The organism is Edaphobacter aggregans DSM 19364 (assembly GCF_000745965.1).
In the GTDB taxonomy this organism is placed as follows: domain Bacteria; phylum Acidobacteriota; class Terriglobia; order Terriglobales; family Acidobacteriaceae; genus Edaphobacter; species Edaphobacter aggregans.
This window is the reverse complement of the sequence record NZ_JQKI01000005.1, coordinates 23,029-44,599: the sequence shown is the minus strand read 5'-3', so window position 1 is coordinate 44,599 and position 21,571 is coordinate 23,029. Positions and strand designations below refer to the sequence as shown.

Annotated in this window: 26 protein-coding genes; 10 read left to right on the top strand and 16 right to left on the bottom strand. The window is 61.3% G+C overall.

All coding sequences use genetic code 11. From position 1 onward, the window contains the following. Window positions 1-70 precede the first annotated feature (70 nt). From Q363_RS04115 to Q363_RS04105, 3 genes are all read left to right on the top strand, one after another. Window positions 71-550 carry a DinB family protein gene (locus Q363_RS04115; RefSeq protein ID WP_035348065.1) on the top strand — a complete coding sequence of 160 codons (480 nt, stop codon included), beginning with the start codon at window positions 71-73 and terminating at the stop codon, window positions 548-550. A gap of 186 nt (window positions 551-736) precedes the next feature. Continuing rightward, window positions 737-1,219: an RrF2 family transcriptional regulator gene (locus Q363_RS04110; RefSeq protein ID WP_035348064.1), complete on the top strand. Its 483-nt coding sequence runs from the start codon at window positions 737-739 to the stop codon at window positions 1,217-1,219. Window positions 1,220-1,284: 65 nt separating this feature from the next. Further along, window positions 1,285-2,559, top strand: coding sequence for an IscS subfamily cysteine desulfurase (locus tag Q363_RS04105; RefSeq protein ID WP_035348063.1), 1,275 nt, complete (start codon window positions 1,285-1,287; stop codon window positions 2,557-2,559). A 65-nt stretch (window positions 2,560-2,624) separates the two neighbouring features. Here Q363_RS04105 and Q363_RS35675 read toward each other — a convergent pair whose 3' ends face one another. From Q363_RS35675 to Q363_RS45335, 4 genes are all read right to left on the bottom strand, one after another. Next, a complete protein-coding gene (locus Q363_RS35675; RefSeq protein ID WP_051978351.1) occupies window positions 2,625-2,960 on the bottom strand; it encodes a phage tail sheath C-terminal domain-containing protein in 336 nt (111 codons plus the stop codon). Window positions 2,961-3,056: 96 nt separating this feature from the next. Then, window positions 3,057-3,227: a hypothetical protein gene (locus Q363_RS46075; RefSeq protein WP_425387622.1), complete on the bottom strand. Its 171-nt coding sequence runs from the start codon at window positions 3,225-3,227 to the stop codon at window positions 3,057-3,059. A gap of 384 nt (window positions 3,228-3,611) precedes the next feature. Then, window positions 3,612-3,785, bottom strand: coding sequence for a hypothetical protein (locus Q363_RS40120; protein WP_157466522.1), 174 nt, complete (start codon window positions 3,783-3,785; stop codon window positions 3,612-3,614). 12 nt (window positions 3,786-3,797) lie between these two features. Beyond that, complete coding sequence (locus Q363_RS45335; protein WP_281175966.1) at window positions 3,798-3,932, bottom strand: hypothetical protein; 135 nt, start codon at window positions 3,930-3,932, stop codon at window positions 3,798-3,800. Between the two features lie 250 nt (window positions 3,933-4,182). On the opposite strand from Q363_RS45335, the gene iscU reads away from it, so the two are divergent. Both iscU and Q363_RS04090 read left to right on the top strand, forming a co-directional pair. After that, entirely contained in the window at window positions 4,183-4,602 is a 420-nt protein-coding gene (gene iscU / locus Q363_RS04095; protein WP_035348062.1) for a Fe-S cluster assembly scaffold IscU, read from the top strand. A 247-nt stretch (window positions 4,603-4,849) separates the two neighbouring features. After that, window positions 4,850-5,347, top strand: a complete 498-nt coding sequence (locus tag Q363_RS04090; RefSeq protein WP_035348061.1) for a HesB/IscA family protein — start codon at window positions 4,850-4,852, stop codon at window positions 5,345-5,347. Window positions 5,348-5,494: 147 nt separating this feature from the next. On the opposite strand, the gene Q363_RS04085 is transcribed toward Q363_RS04090, so the two are convergent. The 3 genes from Q363_RS04085 to Q363_RS04075 all read right to left on the bottom strand — a co-directional run bounded on the left by Q363_RS04085 (window position 5,495) and on the right by Q363_RS04075 (window position 7,894). Continuing rightward, window positions 5,495-6,061: an MDR/zinc-dependent alcohol dehydrogenase-like family protein gene (locus Q363_RS04085; protein ID WP_051978348.1), complete on the bottom strand. Its 567-nt coding sequence runs from the start codon at window positions 6,059-6,061 to the stop codon at window positions 5,495-5,497. Continuing rightward, a complete protein-coding gene (locus Q363_RS04080; protein WP_035348060.1) occupies window positions 6,045-6,446 on the bottom strand; it encodes a hypothetical protein in 402 nt (133 codons plus the stop codon). The genes Q363_RS04085 and Q363_RS04080 overlap by 17 nt, the downstream gene beginning before the upstream one ends. Before the next feature lie 65 nt (window positions 6,447-6,511). Further along, entirely contained in the window at window positions 6,512-7,894 is a 1,383-nt protein-coding gene (locus tag Q363_RS04075; RefSeq protein WP_035348058.1) for an NAD(P)/FAD-dependent oxidoreductase, read from the bottom strand. Between the two features lie 435 nt (window positions 7,895-8,329). Between Q363_RS04075 and Q363_RS40115 the strand changes: the two genes are divergently transcribed. After that, a complete protein-coding gene (locus tag Q363_RS40115; protein WP_157466521.1) occupies window positions 8,330-8,497 on the top strand; it encodes a hypothetical protein in 168 nt (55 codons plus the stop codon). Between the two features lie 70 nt (window positions 8,498-8,567). Here Q363_RS40115 and Q363_RS45330 read toward each other — a convergent pair whose 3' ends face one another. After that, window positions 8,568-9,335 carry a hypothetical protein gene (locus Q363_RS45330; protein WP_035348057.1) on the bottom strand — a complete coding sequence of 256 codons (768 nt, stop codon included), beginning with the start codon at window positions 9,333-9,335 and terminating at the stop codon, window positions 8,568-8,570. 207 nt (window positions 9,336-9,542) lie between these two features. Further along, the gene (locus Q363_RS45325; RefSeq protein ID WP_157466520.1) at window positions 9,543-10,088 is read right to left on the bottom strand and encodes a hypothetical protein; all 546 of its coding nucleotides are present in this window, start codon (window positions 10,086-10,088) and stop codon (window positions 9,543-9,545) included. A gap of 38 nt (window positions 10,089-10,126) precedes the next feature. Here Q363_RS45325 and Q363_RS04065 point away from each other — a divergent pair, with 38 nt between their 5' ends. Next, complete coding sequence (locus Q363_RS04065; protein WP_035348056.1) at window positions 10,127-10,747, top strand: hypothetical protein; 621 nt, start codon at window positions 10,127-10,129, stop codon at window positions 10,745-10,747. A gap of 13 nt (window positions 10,748-10,760) precedes the next feature. On the opposite strand, the gene Q363_RS04060 is transcribed toward Q363_RS04065, so the two are convergent. Next, window positions 10,761-11,471, bottom strand: coding sequence for a hypothetical protein (locus Q363_RS04060; protein WP_157466519.1), 711 nt, complete (start codon window positions 11,469-11,471; stop codon window positions 10,761-10,763). 237 nt (window positions 11,472-11,708) lie between these two features. Here Q363_RS04060 and Q363_RS40105 point away from each other — a divergent pair, with 237 nt between their 5' ends. Together Q363_RS40105 and Q363_RS40100 are read left to right on the top strand one after the other, a co-directional pair. Continuing rightward, window positions 11,709-12,083 carry a hypothetical protein gene (locus Q363_RS40105; RefSeq protein ID WP_157466518.1) on the top strand — a complete coding sequence of 125 codons (375 nt, stop codon included), beginning with the start codon at window positions 11,709-11,711 and terminating at the stop codon, window positions 12,081-12,083. Window positions 12,084-12,120: 37 nt separating this feature from the next. Continuing rightward, a complete protein-coding gene (locus tag Q363_RS40100) occupies window positions 12,121-12,273 on the top strand; it encodes a hypothetical protein (protein WP_157466517.1) in 153 nt (50 codons plus the stop codon). On the opposite strand, the gene Q363_RS04050 is transcribed toward Q363_RS40100, so the two are convergent. Further along, window positions 12,267-13,241 (bottom strand): 2-hydroxyacid dehydrogenase, encoded by a 975-nt coding sequence (locus tag Q363_RS04050; RefSeq protein WP_051978347.1) that lies wholly within the window; start codon window positions 13,239-13,241, stop codon window positions 12,267-12,269. The genes Q363_RS40100 and Q363_RS04050 overlap by 7 nt on opposite strands. 144 nt (window positions 13,242-13,385) lie before the next feature. Here Q363_RS04050 and serB point away from each other — a divergent pair, with 144 nt between their 5' ends. Further along, window positions 13,386-14,612 (top strand): phosphoserine phosphatase SerB, encoded by a 1,227-nt coding sequence (gene serB / locus Q363_RS04045; RefSeq protein ID WP_035348279.1) that lies wholly within the window; start codon window positions 13,386-13,388, stop codon window positions 14,610-14,612. Window positions 14,613-14,630: 18 nt separating this feature from the next. Here serB and Q363_RS42635 read toward each other — a convergent pair whose 3' ends face one another. The 5 genes from Q363_RS42635 to Q363_RS04030 all read right to left on the bottom strand — a co-directional run bounded on the left by Q363_RS42635 (window position 14,631) and on the right by Q363_RS04030 (window position 21,569). Then, the gene (locus Q363_RS42635) at window positions 14,631-15,323 is read right to left on the bottom strand and encodes a hypothetical protein (protein ID WP_211256115.1); all 693 of its coding nucleotides are present in this window, start codon (window positions 15,321-15,323) and stop codon (window positions 14,631-14,633) included. 144 nt (window positions 15,324-15,467) lie between these two features. Continuing rightward, window positions 15,468-16,448: a sulfatase-like hydrolase/transferase gene (locus Q363_RS42630; protein WP_281175968.1), complete on the bottom strand. Its 981-nt coding sequence runs from the start codon at window positions 16,446-16,448 to the stop codon at window positions 15,468-15,470. After that, on the bottom strand, window positions 16,400-17,116 hold the full coding sequence (locus tag Q363_RS45320) for a sulfatase-like hydrolase/transferase (protein ID WP_211256113.1): 717 nt from the start codon (window positions 17,114-17,116) through the stop codon (window positions 16,400-16,402). The genes Q363_RS42630 and Q363_RS45320 overlap by 49 nt, the downstream gene beginning before the upstream one ends. Before the next feature lie 231 nt (window positions 17,117-17,347). Beyond that, complete coding sequence (locus tag Q363_RS04035) at window positions 17,348-18,352, bottom strand: efflux RND transporter periplasmic adaptor subunit (RefSeq protein ID WP_281175967.1); 1,005 nt, start codon at window positions 18,350-18,352, stop codon at window positions 17,348-17,350. A gap of 70 nt (window positions 18,353-18,422) precedes the next feature. Continuing rightward, window positions 18,423-21,569, bottom strand: coding sequence for an efflux RND transporter permease subunit (locus Q363_RS04030; RefSeq protein ID WP_035348053.1), 3,147 nt, complete (start codon window positions 21,567-21,569; stop codon window positions 18,423-18,425). Between the last annotated feature and the right edge of the window lie 2 nt (window positions 21,570-21,571).

Genomic DNA, 21,571 nt, shown 5'->3' with positions numbered 1-21,571 from the left:
TGGCACTCATAACTTAAGCCTTAAACCCCCATGCCTAAAGCCGCGGCTCCATCCGTGATACCGTCGGGTCATGGAGCTGAATCCCTACGCTAAATTCCTCGGCGGACAGGACCCCATCCCCGTCATCACCGCCACCGCCGAACGCCTTCACGTGCTCATCGACCCGCTTGCTCCCGCTCACGTCGATCGCGCCCCCGCCCCAGGCAAATGGAGCATCCGCGAGATCGTCGCCCACCTCGCCGACTGCGAGATCGTATTCTGCTTCCGCCTCCGCCAGACTCTCGCCGAAGACCACCCCATCATCCAGCCCTTCGACCAGGGCATCTGGGGCCAGCGCTACGCCCCCTACGATCTCTTCTCCGGTCTCGCCCTCTTCACCGCCGCCCGCAACTGGAACCTCAAGCTCCTCACCACCGTCACCGAACCCGACCGCCACCGCCCCACCACCCACCCCGAACGCGGAACTATGATTCTCTGGACCATCGTCGAAACCATGGCGGGCCACGACATCAACCATCTCCAACAGATCGAACGCATCGCAGCAAGCTGACGAATCGCTATCCCCAGCTGACGAACCCCCATCCTCAGGCTCTCCGTCCGGGCTCCAGGCCGCTGCCCCGCACCGCTATCGAATCGTCTTGCGAGTGGGGCGGCGGCGGACGTACACTATCTAGGACTGGAATTGTCGGCTTTCCCTGAAGTCTCGACGGCTGGCGGGGGAAGCGATACGAGATCGATGCTTAGGCTGACCAAAAAAGCGGACTACGGGCTGATGGCCCTGAAGTATCTGGCTGAGCAGACGGCTCGGGCGGAGAACTCGGGAGTGAGTGCGTATAGCGCGAAGGATATCGCCGAGGCGTATCACATTCCTCCGCAGCTGCTGGCTAAGATTCTGCAGACGCTGGCGAAGGCGGGGCTGCTGGTGTCGCATGCGGGAACGAATGGTGGGTATGCGCTGGCGAAGGCGGCGAGCGAGATCTCGGCATTCGAGGTGATTCGGGCGATTGATGGGCCGTTATTTATCACGAGCTGCATAACGATCCACGGGGCGTGCGACCTGACGAGCACGTGCACCATCAAAGAACCGTTACGCAAGGTGAACGACAGCATCAAGGAGTTGCTGAGCGGGATTCATATCTCCGACCTGGCTGAGGCGGGGGATGGGGAGCATACAGGGACGAGCGCGGTCGGCGGTGGGCTGGTTTCGATTGCGCTGTAACTGAGCGCGAAGACGAAGTTCAAGAGAGATTCGAGAGAACAGAAAGACGGGGAGTGGGAACTATTATGAGCGCGAATGGAACTGGAGTTGTAGTCGCAGAGTCGGCAACACCGCTGCCGGAGGGTGTGAAGCTTCCGATCTACATGGATAATCACGCGACGACGCCGCTGGACCCGCGGGTTTTGGAGGCGATGATGCCTTACTTCACCTCGACCTTCGGTAATGCGGCGAGCCGCAACCACAGCTTCGGCTGGGAGGCGGAGAAGGCGGTGGAGAAGGCTCGCGAGCAGGTAGCGAAGCTGATTGGCGCGTCGGCCAAGGAGATCATCTTCACGTCGGGAGCGACGGAGTCGAACAATCTTGCGCTGAAGGGTATCGCGGAGATGTATCGCGAGCGCGGCAACCACATCATCACGCAGGTGACGGAGCACAAGGCCGTGCTCGACACGTGCAAGAAGCTTGAGAAGCAAGGCTACCGGGTGACGTATCTGCCGGTGGGTGCGGATGGGTTGATCGATATTGAGGACCTGAAACGCGCGATCGATGACAAGACGATTCTTGTGTCGATTATGTTTGCGAATAATGAGATTGGCGTGCTGCAGCCGGTGCGCGAGATCGGTGCGATCTGCAAGGAGAAGGGGATTCTGTTCCACACGGATGGCGTGCAGGCGGTGGGCAAGATTCCGGTCGATGTGCAGAAGGACAACATCGACGTGATGTCGCTTTCGGGTCATAAGATTTATGGGCCGAAGGGTGTGGGCGCGCTGTATGTGCGGCGTCGCAATCCGCGTGTGCAGATCTCGGAGCAGATTAATGGCGGCGGGCATGAGCGCGGGATGCGTTCGGGCACGCTGAATGTGCCGGGCATTGTGGGCCTGGGCGCGGCGTGCGAGATTGCGATGAACGAGATGGAGGCCGAGGGCAAGCGCGAGCAGGAGCTTCGGGATTATCTGAAGAACAAGCTGGAGACGGCGCTCGATTATGTGCATGTGAACGGCAATATGGAGCATCATCTGCCGGGCAATCTGAACATGAGCTTTGTGTATGTGGAGGGCGAGAGCTTGCTGATGGGGATCAACGACATTGCGGTGTCGTCAGGTTCGGCCTGTACGTCTGCGACGCTGGAGCCGAGCTACGTGCTGAAGGCTCTGGGCCTGGGCGACGACGTGGCGCACTCGTCGATTCGGTTTGGCCTGGGGCGGTTCAACACGAAGGCCGAGGTGGATTACGTCTCGGACAAGATCATTGATGTGGTGAAGAAGCTCAGGGAGCTGTCACCGCTTTATGAGATGGTCAAGGAAGGGATCGATCTGAGCAAGATTGAGTGGGCGGCGCACTAAGTTGTCGCTAAGAGGTAAGAGATCGAGGCCGGGAAGACGGAACAGCGTCGCCCGGCCTTCGCTTTTTAACGAGATTGATGAGGATTTCGAAGACGTCCCCTGACTTTTAACAAGAGGCGGACGAGGTACCGGCTAGGGGTGGGCTTGCTTGCGGTCCACTGGCCGATGCGGAAGATGATGAACTCGGCGGGGCAGATGGGGGCGACGCCGATGAGGCAGATGAGGCGGCCGCTGTCGAGGTCGTTCTGAGTCATGGTGGCGCGGTCGCATATTACGAAGAAGGCCTGCTCGGGTAGGGTGCCCAGGAGGGCGCCGTTCTGCCACTCGTTAAAGAGGAAGTTGGAGACGGTGTTGCGAACGTTGGCCCAGAGCTGCTCGCCGTTGAGCTCGAAGACGGCCACTGGGTTCCTGCGTCGATCGAGTGTTCGAGGTAGTTGAAGTACCGGCGGACGTTGACATACTTCCACTCGGGGTCAGTGGAGAGGGTGCGGGCTCCCCTAGACGAGGATGTTGCGGCCGGGGAAAATGCGGAGGGTGTAGATGCCGGCATTGTTGAGGGCACTGGCGTCGGCTTCGGTGAGGTTTGTTTCGAGGGATGCGGCGCCGAGGATGGGGAGGTTGGCGGGGGCTTTGGCGACGCCGTGCTGGGCGTCGGAGCGGGTGAAGATTCCGGCGAGGAAGCCGGAGGGCGGGGATTTAATGGCGGCGGCTCGAGTGGGCGGGGCGACGGGATTGGCGACGTTGAGCCAAGGTAGTAGAGGGCGGCCGAGGAGGAATCGAGATGAGCGCGGAGGGTCAGGACGGCGGGAATGGAGGAGGCGGGCGGCGGGTCGAGGAGGGCGAGGCGATGACTGCGGGCGGGCGGCGTGGGCGATGAGGGCGGCGTGGATGGCGGGGCTGGAAGCTCCCGGGGCGGCTACGGTGGAGATGTCGCCCAGGGGTTCGAGGAGGGCGAGGGCGCGGGCGTAGTCGACGGCGGTGAGGGCCGTGCTGCCGGTGGATGGGGTTACGCGGGAGATGTAAAGGCGCTGGCCGCCGTTGAGGAAGAAGGCCTAGGCGGCGAGAGTGAGGTGGTCCGGGGATGATGTAGTGGAGGAGGTGCCGTAGATGGCCTTGAATGAGCCGAAGGAAGTCATCGAAGAGACCGCCTCCGCCCCGCCGACGATCCAGCCGGTCGGCACCCCTACCGCGGCCTTCGGATAACTCTTGTCGTTTGGGTTCGTCACCTCGCAATCACTCTAAAAGTCGTGAATTTTCAGCATTCCCCACTCTTCCATCGGAGTAATGGGTGGGGAGACGGCGTTGGCCGGACCGGTGGCGGCAGGGCCGACGTACCCTTCTCCCATGCCTGACGATTCCGCGAAACCCGTCACGGCCGGCTTCTTCTCGTCGTCGCCGCCCGCCACAGGTCACTGGAGTGGCAAAACGTCTTTGCGGCGGCAGGCAGCGCCGTGGTCGGTGTTTCGATCAGCAATCTCCTCGCATTACGGCGGCGGCGAAAGGCTCATTCTGCTATGGTTGTGCGCTAACCGTCGTTGTTCTCCAACCAGGGGAGGAAATTCCTGTTCCCTATGGCGCACCAGAACAGTCCGAGTTATCATCTAAGTATGCGAGGATCACATCATGGCATATAGCGACAAGGTCGTAGACCACTACAATCACCCCCGGAACGTCGGCACGCTGGACAAGAGTGCGACCGAGGTTGGCACGGGTCTGGTGGGCGCGCCGGAGTGCGGCGACGTGATGCGCCTGCAGATCAAGGTGAACCCCGAGACTCAGGTGATTGAGGACGCGAAGTTCAAGACATTCGGTTGCGGATCGGCGATTGCTTCGAGCTCGCTGGCGACAGAGTGGGTGAAGGGCAAGACGGTCGCCGAAGCTATGGCGATCTCGAACACGGACATTGTGAAGGAGCTGTCACTGCCGCCAGTGAAGATTCACTGCTCGGTGCTGGCCGAGGACGCGATTCGCGCGGCGATCGGCGACTGGAAGAAGAAGAACAACGTTGCTGAGACCGAGTCGGCTACGGTCGCGGCTCAGTAATTCGTGGCAAGGCTTCAGAGGTCGGCGACTCGTTCGCCGACCTTTTGTTGAATTGGTGCACTGAGACAAGCGAACATGCTGAACGTCATTTGCGGACTCATTGAAAACTACGTCGGGTTAGAGTGCATGCGCGCAATTGGACATGGGTGGACGGCCTCCGCCCGCCGCAGCGGACAGAACCGCCGCGGAAGCCAACCGACTTTGAAATTGGCTACCAGAACGCTCAAGCGCGCTTGAAAGGAAATTGATGGCAACCACGCTTCTACAACCCGGAACCGGAGCCCCGAAGCCGGGAGCGACTGCTGAGCAGCCGAAGGACGTGTTTGCGGGGATGACGCTGCTGCATGCGGAGGGGCATGAGCCTCGCGCGAAGGCGGCGGTGGAGATTACGAAGAATGCGCTGAAGCGGATTCGCGTGGCGCTGGCGAAGGAGGGTGTTTCGCCGGAGCAGGGTGGGTTGCGGCTGGGCGTGATGGGTGGGGGATGCTCGGGGCTGAGCTACTCGATCCGGTTCGATTCGCAGCCGCGAGAGCGGGATCGCGTGTTCGTGTTTGGCGCGGGTGTGGAGACTCCGGGGGATCCTACGGGGGCGAAGCCGGTGCGGGTGTTTGTGGATCCGAAGAGCTTCATTTATCTGGCGGGGATGGTGCTGGATTTTGAGGAGACTCTGATGCGGCAGGGGTTCAATTTTATTAATCCGAACTCGACGAAGAGCTGTGGGTGTGGGTCTAGTTTTACGGCTTAGTTGAGAGAGAAGCAAAGACGGATCGCACTTTGCGCGATGGTCCCACTCATGGGATTGAAGCCGCATAATGGGTCACCCGGCAGGATGTCGATTATGGAGGGACTTACTCCATCGTCATAACCACCCGGAAGCGCGTCTTCCCACTCATCATCCGCTCGTATTCTTCCTTGAACTGGTCAGCTTATAAACCTCGTTCATCGAACGAACGCCCTCCAGCAAGCTAAAGTTCAACCCATCCTCCGAATCAGCGGCCGTCCCCGAGTACCACCGCTGCACCTCCTGAGACGCCAACAGGATTTGCAGCGAAGGCCCCTCCAACTTCGGAACCGCGTCCACATCATGAACACACCCACCCCCAGCCCGCCCATCACCGTCGCCATCGCATTCGCATTTGTAACCGTGGCCAGCACAACCTTCGCGCCGCCCAGCTTCTGCAATTCGGCCGAGGTGTCCTGCGCCTGGCTGTCGATATACGCCGCCGCGCCCATCTTCTTCGCGAACTCTGCTTTGTCCGCGCCGCGCAGTCGCCACCGTCCTGAAACCCATCTTCGCCGCATACTGCCTGCCCAGATGTCCAAGCCCGCCCAGCCCAAGCACCGCGACCAGGTCGCCCGGCCGCGCACCTGTATTGCGCAGACAATTGAACGTCGTCACCCCGGCGCACATCAGCGGAGCGGCATCCACCGCGCTCAGCCATTTACGCGTGTGTTCCAAGGAAATTCTGTCGAAGGGCGGCTTCCAGTGCCTCGGGGGTGAACTCCACTGGCTTGGTGACGATTTCGGTGAGAGCAGATACAGCAGCTCTGGGTACGAAGACGGGCTTGTCGGGGACGGCGGACGACAGAGCTCGGGGTTGTTCTGGCGCTGGTTTCTTTCTACGGCGGTACTCCGTTCTTTGCTTCGGCGGAAGGAAGGTCAGTGTTGGAGTAGCGATGATGGGCTCCTGCGGAACGGGCTTTGGCTGTCTGGGCTCTTTCTGTTTCCGGGGTTGTTTCTGCTTTCGCGGAGCGGGCCAGGCAAGCCCCTCGACGATCGTACGAATGTATTGAAGTCTCTCGATCTCAGCATCAATTTCGCGGAGGATTGCTGCAATTTCCATAGAGCAAGGATAAACGGCATCGGGAGAGACTGGGCGGTGGGTACATCATCAGGTTCCTGGCATTATCAGGCTCTGGGGAGGGCCATGTCGACGGGGTCGGCGGCGGCTGGGTCGTGCTGGGTGGCGTAGTTGGTGTTCCAGCCGGGGAGGTCCTGGGAGCCGGTGATGAGGCGGGCCCCGTCTTGGAAGGTGAGGTAGGTCCAGGCCCACTGGCGGAAGACGGCGAGGCGGTTGCGGAAGCCGATGAGAAAGAAGATATGGACGAGGAGCCAGACGGCCCAGGCGGGGAAGCCGCTCCATCTTCCTTTGAAGGGCCACTTGATGTTGGCGACTGCGGCTTTGCGTCCGATGGTGGCCATGTCGCCCTTGTCGAAGTAGTGGAAGGGCTCGTTGAGGCCGGTTCCGTCGCTGTGGAAGTCGCGGGCGATGAGGCGGGAGATGCGTTTGGCGGCGTAGGTCCCCATCTGCATGGCGGGCTGGGCGACGCCGGGGATCTGGCGGCCGTTCTCTTCGACGTGGGCGAGGTCGCCGCAGACGAAGATCTCGGGGTGGTGGGGCGGGTTGAGGAACTCGTCGACGAAGACGCAGCCGCGGTGGTCGGTGGGGAAGCCGAGGAGCTTGCCGAGGGGCGAGGCCTGGACGCCGGCGGCCCAGAGGGTGACGGCGGAGTCGAGGCGCTCGTTGCCGATCATGACGTAGCCGGGCTGGACGTCGGTGACGCGGGAGTTGGTGCGGACGGAGACGCCGAGTTTGGCGAGCTGCTCGATGGCTTTCCGCTGGAGGTCGGCCGGGTAGGCTCCGAGGATGTACGGAGAGCCCTCGAGGATCATGACGTTTGCGGAGGCGGGGTCGATGTGTCGGAAGTCGCGGGCCATGTAGAGGCGGGCGATATCGCTGATGGCACCGGCGAGCTCGACGCCGGTGGGGCCGCCGCCGATGATGACGAAGTTGAGGGGAGGGTGGGCTCCGGCCTCCTGCATCTGGCGCTCGGCGAGTTCGAAGACGAGGAGGACGCGGCGGCGGATCTCGGTGGCGTCTTCGATGAACTTGAGGCCGGGGGCCAGGGGGGCCCAGTCGTCGCGGCCGAAGTAGGAGTGGGTGGAGCCGCTGGCGACGATGAGGTAGTCGTACTCGATCTGGGCTCCGGTCTGGAGGTTGACGCGCTGGTTGGGGACGTCGAAGCCGACGACCTCGTCCATGAGGACCTCGATGTTGGAGTGGTCGCGGAGGATGCCGCGGATGGGCTGGGCGATGTCGGCGGGGGAGAGCACGGCGAGGGCGACCTGGTAGAGGAGGGGCTGGAAGGTGTGGTGGTTGCGGCGGTCGACGAGGGTGATGTCGACGGGTAGCTTGGCGAGCCCCATGGCGGCGTTGATGCCGGCGAAGCCTCCGCCGATGATGACGACGCGCTTGCGGACCGGGGTGGGGGCTGCTGCTGAAGCTGCCATGCTTGAAACTCCTTTGGGTTTGGGTTCAAGGTTAGCTATTAATTTGATGCGGGAGGGGTGGGGTTGTTTCGTTCGAAATGGCAGCTTCAGGCAGGGCGCTGATCGATCAGTCGCTTCGTCCTTCGGACTACGCTCCAGCGTACAAGGAGTACGTCCCCCCCCCGTACTTTGTGGTGCAAAGTATTCGATTCAGGTTACTTAGCTTGGTACTTTCGTGTTGTTGATGGAAGATAGAGCAAAAAGGAAGACCCCGGAGAGGTCCGGGGTCTTTTTTTGTTTCTATTTCTATTGCAGTGGGTGGAGGGGAATTAAGCGGCACTTTATATCTCTATTTGTTTCAGAGATTTATGTGATTTTTGGCTTGACAAGGTTTTGGGGTGACTGCGACGGCAATATCCGCTGGACCAGTCGGCCTTGCAGCACTCGAGATGACGTTTGATTGGCGGTGGGCAGGGGTGTTTTTGGAGGGTTAGGGAGAGGAAGCCCTGGGTTCCGGTGGCGGCGGCGATGTGGGTGATCTCGGGGTCGGTGGGGAGGGCGAGGGGGGTGATGGTGACGGTGCCGTCGAGGGCTGAGGTGAGGGTGGTGGTGGAGGAGTTGTAGGTGGGGGCGATGGGGCAACGGCCCTGATTGGGGCAGGGCGTAGTCCAGGGGGTCCACGGGGTCCATGGTTCTAGGGTCTGGTGGATGATGACGGGGGCTGCGGCGATGGGGTGCGCGGAGGAGTCGAGGACGCGCAGGACGACGGGGGCGAGGGGGTCGGTGGGGTTGACGGACTGGCCGGCGCCGCTGAGGATTTCGAGCTGCCATTGGGAGGGTCGACGGCGGTGGCGGTGAAGGTGGTGCAGGCCGCGCAGGCTTCGAGGCGGGTCTGGCCGGTGGTGACGGAGAGAGTGACGGTCGTGTTGGGGATGGGGGTGACGCCGCTGTCGAGGACGGCTCGGACGGCGAAGGTGGTGGCTGCGGGGGAGCCGGTGAAGATCTGGCCAGAGGGGGCGGGGACGAGGATGAGGGTGGGTTGGGGGGCGGCGTAGTTGAGGGCGGAGGTCATGGTGGTGGTGCTGCCGGTCGTGAGGTCGCGGACGGTGACGTCGGCGGCGACGGCGGTGGCGGCGCGGAGCGGGGGCACGGTGGGGGTGATGGAGTTGGAGGTCCAGGCGGTGACGGTGGCGGGGAGGCCGTTGACGGTGACGGGTCCGCCGAGGGAGGGGACGGTGGAGGGAGAGATGGAGTCGGCGTAGAGGATGCGGGCCTGGTAGGCGAAGTCGGGGCGGCCGTCGCCGCGCTGGTCGGCGATGGCGATGCGGAGCTGCTGGGGATGGGCGGTCTGGGTGGAGAGGGTTGTGGTGCCGGTGGCGGCGGAGTTGAAGGCTCCGGTGGCGGCGACGGTGGGGAGGGTTCCGGTGGGGTCGGCGGCGTTCCAGATGCCGATGACGGGCATGGTCTTGGCGGAGGTGCGAGGGGCTGGCTGGCGAGGGTGTCGAGCGCGGTGACCTCGACGGCGAGGGAGCGGTTGGCTTTGACGGGGAGGGTGGACCAGGCGGCGTGGCCGTAGGTGCAGATGTTGCCAGTCCACCAGCCGGAGGTGGCGACGGGGGCGGGGGAGGATTCGGTGCCGTCCTGGGTGGTCTGGCATCCGGAGGCGGCGTCAGTGAGGGGGAAGTTGACGGTTTCGTGACCGTAGCTCTGACTGACCAGGAAGTCTGGGTGGCGACGGCTCCTGAGGGGGCGACGGAGTTGGAGTCGTAGGGGCCGACGGCGTAGGCGCCGACGTAGAGGGGGTTGATGGGCTGGGTGGAGACGACCAGGTTCTGCCAGACCTCCCAGTCGTAGAGGGGGATGCGGACGATTTCGTAGTGGCCCTCGAGGAAGGTGTCGGTGGAGCCCATGCTGGCGGCGCGGGTGGTGGGGAGCCGATGACGGGGTTGGCGCTCTGGCGGCGGAAGCGGGCTCCGGAGACGGCGGAGGTGGACTCCCAGGCCTCGGGGGTGGGCCAGAAGGGTTCGAGGCGATGGACGACGATATTGACGCCCTGCATGCCCTGTCCGCTGGGAAAGGTGATGTTTCCGTAGACTCCGCTGGAGCGGGAGAAGGTCTCGATCTTGCCGGGTGGAGTGGCTTGTCCCCAGCCAACCTGGTAGAGCATGCCGAGGCCTGAGATGTCGTCGTCGCGCAGGGTGAAGGGCTGGGGCATGCACTGTAGGTGTAGGGGCCGCAGATGACGTCGATGGGGTGCATGATGGGCCAGTAGAGGGCCTGCTGGTAGGTGGGGCGAGGGTTTCCGGTGAAGACGTTGTCGTTGGTCTGGGACCAGGCGAGGCCGATGACGCGGCCGAAGGCTCGCATGAGCTTGAACTGGAGCTGGAGCTGCTGCTCGGGTGCGGGGCCGGTGCAGCGGCCGTTGAGGACGAGGATGGCGTGGAGGATGTAGCCGGCGGGGGAGAAGGAGTCGAGGCTCTCGGGAACGGCGTTCTGACGGCAGCCGGAGGGCTGGCTGGCACCGGATCCGAGCATGAGGTCGGTGACGGAGCCGTCGGAGTCGTAGATGACGGCGATCTGGATGTTGAGGTAGTTGGTGCTCTGAACGTCGGAGGGGAAGACGATGCCGGTGGAGGTGGGGTAGGTGTTGGCCGAGCTGACGTGCTCGGCGAGTGTGCCGCCATGGACGAGGGTGATGCGCGCGGTGGGGACGGACCAGACGTTGGCGGCGGCGTCGACGATGGCGTCGGCGGCATGGTTGACGTGTACCAGATGACGGAGTTGCCCTCGGTGGTGAAGAAGGGCTTGCCGGTGACCCAGCGGGGGCCGCTGGCGTGTGCTGCGATGGATAGGGCGAGAGCGAGGAGGAGATGAGCCGGACGGAGTCTCATGGCTGCGTGGCCTGGGGCGGCTGCCAGGAGCTGAGCATTCCGACGACGACGGAGACGGGGGCCTGCTGGGCGGCGACGGAGGCGTCGGCTGCGGAGGTTGAGGGTTGTGTGGGGGATGAACTGGCGGCGGCGGCGAGAGGCGTGGGGTCAGGCAGGGTGGAACGCTGCAGGCGGGTTCCGACCCAGCGGAGATCGGCGATGAGCGGGGAGGTCGCGGTGGAGGCGGAGGCTGCCTGGGCCGCGGGCGTGGTTGCGCGGATGGGGATGGCGCCGGCCATGCCTCCTACGGGAGAGGTGATGCCGGAGGGGCCGGGGGCGTCGAGGAGTATCAGGAGGCGTTGGCCGGTGCGGTAGCGGGGCTCGCCGCCGGCCCAGAGGCCTGCCCACTCGCGGAGGGTGTAGGTGGCGCCAGCGGCGGGGCCGCGGACGGCCTGATCGACACGGAAGTCGACTTCGACGACGCCGGAGGCGCCGTTCTCACCTGGGAGGTTGCGGATGGCGATGACCTCGCCGACGAAGATGACGCCGGCGGAGTCGGACATCTGATGCAGGGCGTCCTCGATGGTTTGGGGTGTAGGTTGGGGAATGGATGCGGTGTCCTGGGCTGGGGCGAATGCGGAGAGGATGAGGGCCAGGGAGGCGAGGAGGCGTCCGCAGCGTGAGAGGGCGGACGGGGTGGTGGTGGCGCTGGCGGGCGGCGGGGTCACGTTTACTTTTTCGTCAGGGTGACCCGGATCGAGTCATTTGCATCGTTTTGAGACACCTGAGGGACGGAATCGGAACGGCTTTGGTGGACAGGGATTTAGCGGATGGAGGAGGGGAGCGATGCGGATTCTTCGGAGCTTCTTCGGGGTGGGGGATGTGGAGGATTCATAGATTTTCATGATTACCTTTTTCTACGCGGTGCATCCTACCCCAATACAATGCGAACAGGAGATATGTTCATGGCCATGGAGCCCACCACGCAGGAAGTCATCAAACTTGCCCCCATTGTTGCAATTGATCTGAGCGCGCTTGCCGCATTTGATCCGTTTCCCCGCGAAGAGGCCTTCGCCGCTCCGCCCAGCGTTGACGACGACGAAGATGATCTCGACGACGATGAAGATGAGGACGAGGACGATGAGGACGACGAAGACGAAGACGACGAGGAGTACGGCGAAGACGAGGATGATTTAGACGACGAGGAAGATGAGGACGACGAAGACGAGGAAGACGACGAGGACGAAGGCTACTACGACGACGACGATAAGGACGACGAGGACGATGAGACGGAGTACGACGATGACCTGCCGCGGATGCCGCGCATTCGCAGGATGTAGGGCTTCGTCAGAGCCTAAAACTCGCGAGTGAGGAGTTATGGCGCGACTGAAGTTGCGCCCCCTCAAGTCAGTGAGTTCTATCCCTTCAGGCAGCTGGTTCAAGGACAAGAGCGGACGTGCTGCGCGCGCGTTCCGTAAGAAAACGGCTGCCGCGCCTGATTTTTTCGGGCGCGGCTTTGCTGTTCAGTAGCCGGCGTCGGTGACGACGTTTTCGAGGGGTTTGCCGGCGAGAAAGCGGCGGACCTGGGCGGCACCGAAGCGGAAGGCGCGGTGGATGAACTCGGGGGTGGAGCCGGCGACGTGGGGTGTGATGAGGCAGTTGGGGGCGAACCAGAGTGGGTGGTCAGGTGGGAGCGGCTCGGGGTCGGTGACGTCGAGGGCGGCGCGGATGCGGTGGGCGTTGAGAGCTTCGACGAGGGCGTCGGTGTCGACGACGGGGCCGCGAGCGGCGTTGACGAGGAGGGCACCGTGCTTCATGAGGGCGATCTCGGGGGCGCCGATGAGTCCGCGGGTCTCGGGGGTGAGGGGGACGATGGCGACGATGATGTCGGCGGAGGGGAGGAGCTGAGGCAGATCTTCGACGGCAGAGACGGGCGGGTTCTGCTTCGGGGAGCGGGCGACGCGGGTGATGGTGACGCCGAAGGGGGCGAGGCGGGCTTCGATGGCGGCTCCGATGGAGCCGTAGCCGATGATGAGGACGGATTTATCGGCGAGGTCATCGCCGAGGATGCGGTACTGGCCGACATTGGCACCGGTCTCGCTGAGGAAGTCGTCTTGGGCGGCGGCCTGGCCACCCCACTCGCGACGGTTCTGGAGGTCGCGGAAGAGGGGGAATCGCTTTAGGGCGGAGAGGATGGCGGTGAGGGTCCACTCGGAGGCGGAGATGTCGTGGAGGCCGCGGCCATCGCAGAGGATGATGCCGGGAGGGAGCCAAGGGGTGATCCAGTCGACGCCGGCCATCATGGACTGGACGACCTTGACGCCACGGAGGCGGGCGAAGAGCTCGGCGGCGTCGCGGCGCAGGAAGGGAAGGATCCAGAAGTCGACGTCGAGCGGGCCGGAGTTGTTGTTGCGGGGAATGCGGACGATCTCGGCTTGAGGAGGGAAGTCTACGAGCAACTCGGGGGCAAGGTTTTCATCGACACCAACACGCACCATGCTTTGAGTGTGCACGAAAGGGGGTGGAAAGCGAAAGGCGGAGCAGCGGTGTCGGCGAAGCGATAGCTGCTGAGTGTGTATGTGCGGTTGCGGGGCGAGGCACTGGAGCTTGCCTGATAGGCTATGGGGGAAGCGTCCTTATCGATGAACGAGACAGTGCTGATTCATTTCTCTGGCCGGAACCAGCCGGGACTTATTGCGGCTTTGAGTGAGGTATTGGCTGAGTACTCCGCGTGCGTGCTCGATATCGGTCAGGCTGTGGTGCATGAGACGCTTGTGCTTGGGCTGCTGATCGAGGTTCGGCCTGACAACCTGGTTGGTTTGCAGGATGCTCTGGCTGCGAAGTCAGGCGAGCTGCGGTTGCAGGTCAGCTTCACGCCGGTCAGCAAGGCGGAGCTGGAGCACTGGATTCGTTCACAGGGGAAGGACCGGTTCATCATTACGGTGCTGGGGCGGGCGATCTCGGCACATCACCTTGCGCGGGTTAGCGCGATTATTGCGGAACATGGACTGGATGTGGACAGCATCGAGCGGCTCTCGGGGCGGCTGTCGCTTGCGGTGCATACGTCGACCTCGAATGCGTGCGTGGAGCTGCGGGCGAGTGGGACGGCGACTTCGGAGGCCTCGATGCGCGCGGCGTTTCTTGCGACGGCGCATGATCTGCGGATCGACATTGCGTTTCAGAGGGAGAGCATCTTTCGGCGTAATCGCCGGCTGTTTGCGTTTGATATGGACTCGACGCTGATCCAGGGCGAGGTGATCGACGAGCTGGCGAAGATGGCGGGCGTAGCCGACAAGGTGGTTGCGATTACGGAGTCGGCGATGCGGGGTGAGATCGAGTTTCAGGAGAGCTTCCGGCGGCGCGTGGGGCTGCTGCGCGGGCTTCGGGAGGAGAGGGTGCGCGAGCTGCTGGGGACGATTCCGCTAGTGGAGGGAGCGGAACAGCTGATTGGCACGCTGAAGATGCTGGGTTATAAGACGGCGATCCTGTCGGGGGGATTTACGTTCTTCGCGCGGCATCTGCAGGAGCGTCTGGGGATTGATTACGTCTTTGCGAACGACCTAGACGTTGTGGACGGCGTGGTGAGCGGAGAGGTCAGGACAGAGATTGTGGATGGCGCGCGAAAGGCTGCGCTGCTGCGGGAGATTGCGCGCAAGGAGAACATCTCGCTGGAGCAGGTGGTTGCGGTGGGCGATGGGGCGAACGATCTGCCAATGCTTGGGATCGCGGGCATGGGCATCGCGTTCCGGGCGAAGCCTATCGTGCGGCAGACGGCTGGGCATGCGGTTTCGTTTCTGGGGCTGGACAGTCTGCTGTATCTGATCGGAGTGCGGGAGCGGGATTTGAATCTTCCGGTTAAGCGCGGCTAGTTCGCAGAAGATTGTTCGCTATTCCACCGCCTGCTGTTTTAACTTCTGACTTTCGTCGAGCTCATCTGCCTGTTTTTTGTCGAGCGGCTTTCCTGGCTTGAGTTCGACCGTTACTTTGTCGATCTTGCCGATGAACTTGCTGGGCTCGCCTGCTTCGTAGTCTTCGGTAACGGGAGTGCCGTCGTCTATGCCCACGTCAGCGCCTTCATCGGCGGAGAAGATACAGCATTGGGTATGTTCGATTCGTCCTTCGGCGACCTTTTGACCATTGACGGAGATTGTTCCTGTGCCGCCTTTGCCCATGCCACCGTCGTAGGCGAAATCAAAACGGATGGTCGCTTTACCGGCGGGGAGTGGTTGCGGTGAGGCGATCGTGAAACGCTGGAGGCCGAGGTAGTTGTAGGTGTAGGTTGGCTTGCCGTCCTTGAGGTAGAGGCTCCATCCGCCGAAGCGACCGGCCTCGGCGATGATGACTCCGTGGGCTGGGGTTTGGGGGACCTCAACATCGGCGGTGATGGACAGCGAAGAGTTCTTGATGTTGAGGAAGACATTCTCCGAGATGCCTTTCATGCCTTCATAGAGGGTCAGTGAAGTGCGGCCGGCCATTAGATCGGGACGTCCGGCAAGTTTGGCATTGACTCGTTCGATGCTGCGATCGTCGATTGGCAGCACGTTGTTTGCGATCGCTTCCTTGGTGAAGAGGTCCTGCATCTCCTTGAGCTTGGCTGGATTGCTGGTTGCGAGGTTGTTCCTCAGGCTGAAGTCGTTGGTGGTGTCGTAGAGCTCCCCCGCATCGGCTGTAAGTGGTTCGTGCGGTTTCGCCTCCCATGGGGCTTTGTGTACTGTGCCGGCGGGTCAGCCATCGTGATAGATACCGCGGTTGCCGAAGATCTCGAAGTACTGTGTGGTGTGGGTGCTCTTTGCCTTGGCGTCGTTGAAGGTGTAACACATGCTGACACCCTGGATGGGAGTCTGAGGGGTGCCGTTGACGGACTTCGGCTCCGGCAGGTTGGCGGCCTCGAGCACTGTGGGTGCGATGTCAATCACATGGTGGAATTGCGGACGTACACCGCCTTTGTCGGTGATGTGCTTCGGCCATTGAACGATGAGCGGGTTTTGTGTGCCGCCGTAGCTGCTGGCGACCTGCTTGGTCCACTTGAAGGGAGTATCGCCGGCAACCGCCCATCCGGCCGCGTAGCGATTGTATGAGAATGGACCGCCGAGATCGTCGTAGTGCTTCATGATTTCGGGTACGGTCTCGAGAGGGGCGTTGAAGTAGGTCATCTCGTTGAAAAGGCCGTTCATGGTGCCTTCGGCGCTGGCGCCGTTGTCGCCGATTTCGTAGAAAATCAGGGTGTTGTCGAGCTGACCGGTTTCGGCGATGGCATCGATCAAGCGGCCTATCTCGTAGTCGGTCTGCTCGCCGAAGCCGGCAAAGACTTCCATCTCGTGGGCGAAGAGCTTCTGCTCGTCCGGGGATAACTTAACCCAGTCTTTGATGGCTGATGGCTTGGGCGCGAGCTGTGTGTCAGCGGGGACAAGGCCGAGGGCCTTTTGCCGGGCGAGGGTCTCTTCGCGCAGTTTGTCCCATCCGCCGAACTTGCCTTTGTATTTCTCGATCCACTCCTTTGGTACCTGGTGCGGAGCGTGGGTGGCGCCAGTAGCGAAGTAGATGAAGAATGGCTTATTCGGTGTAAGGGTTTTCTGAAAGCGCATCCAGTTGATGGCCTGGTTGGTCATGTCGGTGGTGAAGTGGTATTTGGGGTCGTGCGGCACTTCGACCTGGATCATGCCGTCGTAGACAAGCGGCGCCCACTGGTTGGTCTCGCCTCCGATGAAGCCGTAGAACTTGTCGAAGCCGGAGCGCGTGGCCAGCGATCGGTTGGGCCTGAGGGGCTGACCTCCCAGGCGGCGGCCTCGTGGTATTTGCCGAAGGCGGCGGTGCTGTAGCCGTTCAGCCGCAGCATCTCGGCAAGGGGTGCGACGCTGTTGGGGCGAGAGCCGGTCTGTCCGGGGAAGGCGGTGGCGGTTTCGGAGATGGAGCCGAAGTTATTGGTGTGGTGATTGCGTCCGGTGAGCAGCGCGGAACGCGTGGGAGAGCAGAGCGCGGTGGTGTGAAAGTTGTTGTAGCGCAGGCCATTGCCGGCGAGGCGTTCGGCGGTCGGCATGTGAATGGGTCCGCCGAATGCGCTGGACTGTCCGAATCCCATGTCGTCGATCAGGATGATCAAAACGTTTGGAGCGCCAGCTGGAGCCTTGACCTCGAAACGCGGCGGAGCTTTGACCTTGCGGGCATCGAGCTCGGTGATGTGCGGATAGTTGGGCTCGGGGATCGGCAGCACCGTGCGGTCAGGAGAGGTGTCCTGGGCAGTGAGCGAGAGGCACAGAAGAAGTGGTGTGAGTGCAATGAATCCGATTCGCGGGGAACAAGTCTGCCCAGCCGCGTACCAATAACCCTGTGATGAAGCCTGATGCGTCAGACTGGAGTGTCGAGGGACGATCACCTTCGATACAACTAGGGAAACCCCTAGTTGCGACGGCAACTCTTTAACCAGTCACTTCAGGTAGTGTTGCGTTGGTCAAACGCCCTTGCTCTCGTTCTGATGGGAACAGGGATGCTTCTCTTGTCGCTTGCAGCGGGCTACTTCTTGATCCGCAGATCAGTATCCTCTGCGTCTGAACGTGAGTCGTGATGAGGAGAGATCCCTGATACGTTGGAAGAGATGTGCAGCTTCTTATCTCAATGAACTACCTTCTCGAATCTCATCCGTCGCCTGCTTGACGACGGCATCGTCTGCTTTCAAATCGCCGCGCACGGCGACAAGCTCGCCCGATGCCGTGCCCTTGCGAACGTTAACCCAATGCGCTCGCCCATTGACGGAGGTGATGACGAAGGTGCGTTCCGTCGTCGTGACGACGCTGGTTGCAGGCACGAAGAGCTGATTGTCTCCAGAGGAGACAGGCCAGTCCACGGTGGGGTACATCCCCGGCGACAGCGATCCGTCAGAGTTCTGGACGTCAAGCTCCACCATCATCGAACGGCTTTGAGGGTCGAGAGAGTTGGGGCTTCGTGCAATCGTTCCAGAGTAGTTTTTTCCAGGACTTGCAGGCACGTGGAAGGAGACCTTCTTACCTCGCGGCACATTTCCCGCATAGGTCTCCGGCACCGGTACGACCAGACGGAGGTGCGATGTCTGTTGAAGCCGCAGGAGTGGCTGCTGATTTCCAGAACTCACCATCATGCCGGGATGCACAAGTCGTTCGGTGATGACGCCATCAAAAGGGGCGGCTACGCGGAGGTAGGCCTGCATTTCTTTTGTAGAGTTGAGTTGGCTAGCGGCTGCCTTGACCGCAGCCTCCCGACTAGTCGCTGCTGCGTCCGCTGCTTCTTTCTGCTTCTGCGCCTGAATCAACTCGTTGCCGGCGACCGCACCTGGAGTCTTCGAAGCCTCCAGCATACGTTCGTACGTGCTGGCGGCTGCAGCATCGGTCGCCTTTGCTTGTGCCGCATCGGCCTCTGCCTGGTGAAGAGCCGCTTCGGAAGCGCTGGTCTGCGAGCTCATTTCCGGTGCCGATAGAACAATCAAAAGCTGACCTCGGCGAACGCGACTTCCTCGATCGACGAGGACGTTCTCTACATAGCCGGGCACTCGGGCTTCGATATCCGTCTGAAGAAAAGGCATCAGTTCTGCCGTCAATGGAACAGTACGAGAGATGCTTCGACTCTCAACCCTGGCCATCGCAATCTTCGCGGTATCCTGCGCAACGGCTGGGTGCAGAGAAAGGAGGGGCAGGAGTGCGCCAGCAAATTTATGAATGTTCATAGTAGCGGCTCGTTGGGTCCTCGGGATTGAGTGAGTTTGATTCCATGGAGGCTTTGCTTTGCAAGGCCGCATAGATGGCCGGAAGCACCGTGAGTGTTGTGATGGTCGAGAACAAGAGACCGCCGACGACGGCACGGCCAAGAGGTGCAGATTGCGCGCCGCCCTCGCCCAATCCCATTGCCAGAGGGAGCATGCCGCAGATCATCGCCGAGGCCGTCATCAGGATTGCGCGGAGACGGCTGGTCGCACCTTCGAAAGCTGCTGTCTCGCTATCTTTTCTCTCACGCCGAGCTTGCTCGGCAAAGCTGACGAGAAGAATCGAATTTGCGACAGAGATGCCGACCGCCATAATGGCCCCCATGAATGACTGAATGTTGAGCGTCGTCCCGGTCAACAGAAGCATACTTACAACGCCGACAAGAACACCGGGCATGGTCGACAGAATCGCCAGCGGCAAACGAAGCGATTGAAAGTTTGCCATGAGGAGAAGGAAGATCGCGGCGATGGCGAGAAGCAGACCGATGCGAAGTCCTGTGATGGTGTCTTGCAGCGCAGGAATTTGACCGCGCACCACTACCGCGACACCCCTGGGTGGGGCGCCGAGGTTTTTCAGAGCGCTGTTGATCTTCCCCTGCGCATCCCCGAGGGCAATGCCATGAAGATTGGCCGTGACGCTTACGATGCGCTGGCCGCTAAATCGTTCGATCATCTCCGGCATGGTCCCGTACTGCAGAGTGGCAACCTGATCGAGCTGGGGTTGTGCGTTCCCGTCGCGCATCACAGGCAGCGTCGATAGCGCGGCCAGGCCTTGTACGCGATTCGGTGGAAGCTGCACTTGAATCTGGAAAGCATTGCCGGTCCTGGGATCGCGCCAGTAGTTGGGGGCGATGAAGCGCGAGGAACCTGTGGCAGGTACGAGAGAGTTCGTGATGTCGGCCATGGTCAGTCCAAACTGGCCGGCATAGTTACGATCGATCTTGATCTCCGCGGTAGGATATTGCTGTGTTTGGGCAATGGATATATCACGCAGGAAGGAAAGCTTTCTAAGCTCCGTCTCGATCTTCGAAAGATAGGCGTAGTCCTGATCCAGGTCGACACCCTGCACGTCGATTTGCACGGGAGTCGGAGAACCGAAGCTCATTACCTGCGATACGATATCGCCACCTTCAAAAGAGACTTTTAGGTTAGGCATCTGCTTTTGAAACGCTGCCCGTAGATCTTCGCGCAACCGTTCGTTGTCTGGATGATCCTTTGCGAGCTGTACTTGAACGATCGCCTCTTCTGGGCCAGCCGTGAACAGATGAATCAGGTTTACCGGATAGCTCGACGGCTGAACGCCGATGTAATCGGAGGTGATTGCGACGTTCTTCTCTCCGGCAGTCTTCCGAATGAGGTCCAGCGCCTGCAGTATCTGCGGTTCGGTCTCTTCAATGCGAGTTCCAACCGGAGCTTTGATGCGCATTCTCAACACGGGACCGTTGGCGTCGGGGAATATCTCAGTGCCAAGGAGCGGCGACAGGACGAGCAGGAGCACGATGGAAAGGGCAAAGTATCCAAGAAGGACCGGACGGCGTCTCTTCAAAATCTGGCTCAGGTATCCCTCATACCACTTTCTAAGTTTTCCAAAGCGTCCTTCTTTCTCTTCACCGCGATGGGACCTCGACATGATCCAGACGGCAAACACGGGAACCAGCGTGCTCGATAGCAGGTAGGACGCAATCATGGCAAAGCCGACAGCGAGTGAGAGCGGGGCAAACAGCTGCCGACCCACTCCCTTCATGAAGAAGGCGGGGACAAATACTGCGAGCACACAAAGCATCGAGAGCAGTCGCGCGATGATGGTGCGTTTACACGCCTCGAGAACCGCCCTTGCCCGCGAGACACCTGGCAGCATCTGCGTGTGGATGTTCTCGATCTCGACGGTTGCTTCGTCGACGAGCACTCCTACTGCAAGGGCGAGGCCGCCTAAGGTCATGATGTTGATTGTCTGGCCGACGGCCCAAAGCGCAACGACGGCGGTGAATAGCGCGAACGGGATATTCGCTACGACGATCAGGGCGCCGCGCCAGTCGCGTAGAAAGAGGAACACGACGACACCGGTCAGCAGCGCTCCGATCAGTGCCTCTTTGACAAGCCCGCTGATGGCATTCGAGACATAATTCGACTGATCGAAGGCGAGTTGTACATCGACATCGTCGGGTATGGCTCTCTTGAAAGCCGGGATGGCCGCCTTGACGGCTTCGATGACGGCAAGCGTCGATGCATCGGACCGCTTGGTAACGGGTATATATACTGTTCGCTTGCCATCGACATGCGCATAAGCGGTGACGATGTCGGTCCCGTTCTCGATCGTTCCAATATCCCGCAGATAGATATTTGCTCCGGAACGCGGATGAATCGGTGCGTTCATCAGCTCGGATAGGTCCGGTCCCAAGGCGGAGTTCGTTCGAACGATGCGGTTCAGCGTTCCATCGTAGAGATTTCCGGAAGGCGTGACGATCGTGCCGCTACTCACCGCTGCGATGGCCTGTTCGGGTGAAACGCCATACTGCTTCAGCTTGTCAGGGTCGAGCGCGACTACAATTGTTCTCTGGTTGCCGCCAAAGGGCGGCGGAGCAGAGACTCCGGGGAGCGTGGCAAAGAGTGGCCGAACCTGGTTGAGAGCAAAGTTCTGGAGTTCGCCCTGGGTGTGACCATTACTTGAAAACAACAACAGGCCAACCGCTATACTGCCAGGATCAAAGCGAGTGATGAATGGAGGCACCGTGCCGGGCGGCATAAAAGCGCGCGCGCGATTGACATAACCAACTGTTTCCGCCATCGCCTGCTGCATGTCCGTGCCTTCACGGAAGGTCAGCTTCATCAAGGCGGCGCCCTGAACGCTCTTGCTGTCGACGGATTGAATTCCGGTGATGTAGAGGAAGTGATACTCGTAGTAATAGGTGAGATAACCTTCCATCTGCGCGGGATTCATGCCTCCGTACGGTTGGGCGACATAGATGACTGGATTGCCAACCTGGGGAAAGACGTCCATCCTCATTCGTTCCAATGCCATGATGAAGCCCGCGATGATCGCGAGAAGGGCAACGATCACAGTGAGTGGACGTCCGAGAGCAGCGAGAACGAGGCGCATAA